The sequence below is a fragment of the Frankia sp. CeRuru1 genome (assembly GCF_977966315.1).
In genome coordinates this window covers 1-4,801 of record NZ_CDWWEW010000387.1, presented here as the reverse complement: position 1 = coordinate 4,801, position 4,801 = coordinate 1, and the positions used below count along the sequence as shown (strand labels likewise).

General features: G+C 71.5%; 4 protein-coding genes. 3 read left to right on the top strand and 1 reads right to left on the bottom strand.

Annotated features, from left to right (window positions below; genetic code table 11):
- The 3 genes from AC08OP_RS20990 to AC08OP_RS20980 all read left to right on the top strand — a co-directional run.
- The coding region (locus AC08OP_RS20990) for a hypothetical protein (protein WP_476615748.1) at nucleotides 1–2,021 on the top strand (2,021 nt) is incomplete at its 5' end.
- Nucleotides 2,022–2,109: 88 nt separating this feature from the next.
- Nucleotides 2,110–2,598, top strand: coding sequence for an SAM-dependent methyltransferase (locus AC08OP_RS20985; protein WP_476615747.1), 489 nt, complete (start codon nucleotides 2,110–2,112; stop codon nucleotides 2,596–2,598).
- A 242-nt stretch (nucleotides 2,599–2,840) separates the two neighbouring features.
- On the top strand, nucleotides 2,841–3,476 hold the full coding sequence (locus tag AC08OP_RS20980) for a response regulator (protein ID WP_476615749.1): 636 nt from the start codon (nucleotides 2,841–2,843) through the stop codon (nucleotides 3,474–3,476).
- A gap of 78 nt (nucleotides 3,477–3,554) precedes the next feature.
- Here AC08OP_RS20980 and AC08OP_RS20975 read toward each other — a convergent pair.
- On the bottom strand, nucleotides 3,555–4,801 hold a 1,247-nt coding region (locus tag AC08OP_RS20975; protein WP_476615746.1), incomplete at its 5' end, for a bifunctional aminoglycoside phosphotransferase/ATP-binding protein.

Genomic DNA, 4,801 nt, shown 5'->3' with positions numbered 1-4,801 from the left:
TGACCGCCTACGAGGAGGCACTGCGCCTGCCGCCGCGCACGCTGACCCATCTCTACGACTACCTTCGCCGCAATCACGGTGATTTCCACGGGCCCGCGGTCGAAGCGCCGAACGCAGCCGAACACGACCTGCTGTACGAGGCGAGCGTCGGCACCGCGCTGAGTGCCGGCCAGTGGCTGGTCGTCGGGCACGTCTTCCACGCGGTCGGGAGCCCACGGCAGCGCCTGAAGATCCAGGAGAATCTTGCGGCGCTGTTGCCGGCGGCGTGCGTCGGCGACTTCCGGCTTCTCCGTGAGGCGGCGGCGCTGACCGGCATAGGGATCATCCGGCCCGTGCTCGACGTCATCCGGTGTTCTCCGGGCCGGGCCGCCCAACCCGTCGAGGCGCTGGGCCTTCTCGGGGGCGAAGCGGCGCGGCTGCTCGGCCGGCTGGTCACGGACCCGGTCGACCCGTGGATGTTGCGGGCCGCGCTCGAAGCCTTCACCCGCCTCGTGCAGCGTGGCCAGCAGGACCAGCTGGACGCCGATGAACGAGCGTCCGTCCTCGCCGCCGCCCGCAGGGTGCTCGACGATCCGGCGGCCGGTCACACGGTTCGCCAGCAGGCGGCACGCCTGCTCGTGTGCGCCTCGCCGCCCGGCAGCGACCTCTACGGCAAGGTCTATCGTCAGCTCCGCTACTGCGACGACGTCGACCTCGTCCAGCTCGTCGCACCGCCGTTGGCGCAGCGCCGACGGCTGCTGGACGACGTCATGACGGGCACCGCCAGCATCATCGGCGCTCACCGCCTCCGCGGAGCGGACGGCCTGCGCCAGCTTCTCGGGATGGCGCTGTTCAGCGACGACCGCTGGATACGCGAAGAAAGCAGCCTGGTGCTGGCCGCGAGCCCGTTCGCCGCCGCGGTCGCCGACAGTCTCGGCCACCGCCTCCTGCTCGGCGGGGACCGGTACGAGTACCAGCGCGCGCTGGTACTCGTACTCGCGCGCCTAGCTAATCCGGCGGCCGCGGAGGCGCTCCGAGCGGTTCTCCACGACACCGGCCGGGAGAACTCGGTTCATGTCAGCGCGGCCTGGTTCCTCGCCGAAATCAACCTGCCCAGCCACGAGGACCGATGGATCGCAGATCTGTTCGCCCTCCACACCGGTCAGGAGATCCGGCGCGGACTGGTGTACCTGGCAGCCCGCCACAAGAAGGCCGACGTGCTCCTCGGACTCCCAGATCGCCGGCGACGCCCATTACTGGATGAATGCCACGGAACCGCCTCCGCCGTCACCCCCTGCCTGACCTGCGATGGGAGACCAATGAAACCGATGGACAGGAACAGCGGCAGTCCCCGGCGGCTCATCACCGCTGTCATCCTGTCGGCCGTCGTCGCCACAGCGACCAGTGGCTGCATGGCGAGCGCCAACGACCAGGACGAAACTCCCACGCTGCCGGTAACGCAACCACAGGGAGAGGATTCCGGTGGACACGGCTCGGAACCGGCCCCCGCCAGCAGGCTGCCAGCAGAACTGATCGGCTCCTGGAACGGCGACGACGCGCAGCGCATCGGAAGCTGGTTCGTCACTTTCCACGAGGACGGCCGATTCCAGTCGGACAACGAGCGCCGCGGGTTTCACGCGTCCGGCATCGCTTCCGTGAATGGCCGGCAGATCACGATGCGGCCCGATGGCGGACAGCCCAGCACAACCAGCTGGTCAGTGGACGGTGGTGCGCTGCGCCTAGGGCCGTCCACCTATCTGAGGGTCGACGCCGGCCAAGGAGGCGTGACGGGCGCCGCGCTTCTCATCGGCACTTGGCTAAGCGTCGACAGCACGTTCAAGACACTGCGTTTCGCCCCGGACACAACATTTCAGCTGGACGACACCGGGCAGGCGGTCACCGGCCGTTTCAGCGTCCAGGGAAACTCGCTGACACTCGAGCCGGCCGGGTACGCGCCGACAGTTTACAGCTGGTCTGTCGCCGGAGCGTTCCTCACACTGACGTCCCCGGCTGGGGTCTCCGAATACACCCGCGGCGGCTGATCCGGCACGTGGACGAAGGCGGCGACGGCCGGTGAGGTGTCCACCCCCACCACCAATGGATGTGTGTAACCCGGGGGTGGTACCGATCGTGCTCGCCCACGCTCGCGCCCTGCTTGCCAGCACCCCCGAGGGCCGCACCGCCTACCTCGACGCGGATCTGCGCGACCCGGAGCGCATTCTGGCCACCCCGGAACTGCGCGACACCCTCGACCTGACCCAGCCGGTCACCCTGTCCCTGATCGCGATCTTTCGTTTTATCCCCGACGCGGATGACCCCTACGGCATCCTCGGCCGGCTGCTGGCGGCCCTGCCGTCGGGCAGTTATCTGGCGCTCACCCACGCCACCGCCGACGTCAACCCCGGCATGGAGCAGCTCTTCACCACGTACCGCTCCCGGGGCATCCCCGGGCAGCACCGCACCCGGGCCGGAGTGGAACGGTTCTTTGCCGGCCTGGAGCTCATCGACCCCGGAGTGGAGATGGTCCATCGGTGGCGGCCGGAGGAGCCCGCCGCCGAGGGCGAGGGGCCGACCGAGGGCGAGGTCAGTGTCTACGGCGGCGTCGCCCGCCTCGGGTAGCCACCTCGGGTAACCGCCTCGGGTAGCCACCGGCTCTCACCGGTTGTGCGGCCGCCAGCCGCTGCGGGCCCCGGGCCGGGGGCGGTGCGCTCACGCGGGCGGGTTCACCCGGAGGCGCCGAACGGCTCGAACGGGCCCGCAACGGGCCCGGCCGCACCCGCGCACCCTCCCGGCACCATGCCGAACCGGTCCGGGCGACGACCATGGACGGTATCGTCGGCACCGTGAGTATCGTCGGCACCGTGGGCACCGTACGGGTCTTCCTCCTGGACGATCATGAGATCGTCCGGCGCGGCATCCGCGAGATGCTCTCCGAGACCGATGACATCGAGGTCGTCGGAGAGGCGTCCACCGCGGCGGAGGCACTGCGCCGGATCCCGGCGACGAGGCCGGACGTTGCCGTGCTCGACGCCCGCCTCGAGGACGGCAACGGTATCGACGTCTGCCGGGACCTGCGCTCGGCGCATCCCGAGATCGGCTGCCTGATCCTCACCTCCTACGACGACGATGACGCCCTGTTCGCCGCCATCATGGCCGGGGCCGCCGGCTACCTGCTCAAGCAGATCAGGGGCACGGACCTGGTCGGCGCCATCCGGACGATCGCCGCGGGCCGTTCCCTGCTCGACCCGGCCGTCACCCAGCGGGTCCTCACCCGGTTGCGGGAGGGCCCGGCCGAGGACCGCAAGCTTGCCACCCTCGGCGAGCGGGAACGCCAGATCCTCGTCCTCATCGCGGAGGGGCTGACCAACCGGCAGATCGCCGGGCGGATTCACCTGTCCGAGAAGACGGTGAAGAACTACGTCTCGGCCATCCTGGAGAAGCTGGAGCTGTCCAGCCGCACCCAGGCTGCCGTGTACGCCACCCGCATCGAGAAGTGACGGCGCCCTGAAGCGCGACGGCGGCCTGAGACGCGACGGCGCCGCGCGGGATGGTCACACCGGACCCACCGGACGGCGTCAGTCCAGGTGGGCGAGAACCGTCTGCAGGGCCTCCGCGACCGGGACGGCGGTGCGTACCACCGTCGCCGACGGCCACGGGTCGGCGCGGGCCGCCATCGCCCGGTGGATGGCCATCGTCGCCTCCGACGGATCGGTGCCCGCGGCGGCGCGGCGGCCGATCCGGGCGGCCGCCACCTCCGGTGCCGTCACGCAGTGCAGCTCCACCAGGTCGGCGCAGACGCTTGCGGCGAGCTCGGCGGCGGCCCGGCGGTGACGCGCGCTCGACCAGGAGGCGTCCAGCACCACCCGTTCCCCGCGGGCGAGAGCCGCCCCGGCGCGGCGCAGCATCTCGGCGTACGTCGCGTCGGTGATCTCGGGGGCGTAGCGCCCGGTGCCGAACCGCGGGTCGGAGGTCGCGGGGTCGCCGTCCGCGACCGGCGCGCCCGCCGGCGCGACGCCCACCGCGCCGGTACCGGCGTCGCGGCGGGCTCCGGTTCCGTGGGCTCCGGTTCTCGTGGCGGTGCCGCCGGCGTTCGCCGGAGCGCTGGCGTTGCGCAGGGCACTGGCGTACCCGCCGGCGGTAGTGTCCGCGGCCGGCCCACCCTCACGCAGGGGCATCCCGGTCAACTCCTGGCGGATCACGTCGGAGCGCAGCAGCACCCAGCCGTCACCGACCCCGGCCAGCCGGCCGGCCAGGGTCGTCTTGCCCGTCCCGGGCAGCCCGCCGACCACGACGAGCTGGACCCGGCCGGCCCGCAGGTGACGGTGGGCGACGGCCAGCAGCCGGCGGGCCTCCTCGGCCGCGTCGGGATCACCCTGCCCGCCCCGGATACAGGTCACCTTCGCCCGGACGAACGCCCGGTAGGCGACGTAGAGATGCTGCAACGACCGCGGGTGCACCTCGCCGCTGAACTCCCGGTAGGCGTCGAGGAACTCGGCGGCCTCCTCCGGCGCGCCGAGGCGTTCCAGATCCATCGCCAGGAACGCGACGTCGCCGAGGACGTCACCGAAGCGCAGCCGCGGATCGAACTCGATGCAGTCGAGGATGCGGGGTCCGTCGTCGAGGCAGTAGATGTCGTCGGCGAGCAGGTCGCCATGCCCGTCGCGGATCCACCCGGCGCGCATCCGATCGCCGAGCAGCGTCTCCCGGCCGGCCAGGTAGCGCAGCGCCAGTGCGCCGATCTCGTCGACCACCGCCGCGTCCAGCAGGGTGCCGCGGTAGGGGAAGATGCCTTCCAGGCCCTCCCGCCACAGCCCCTCCAGGG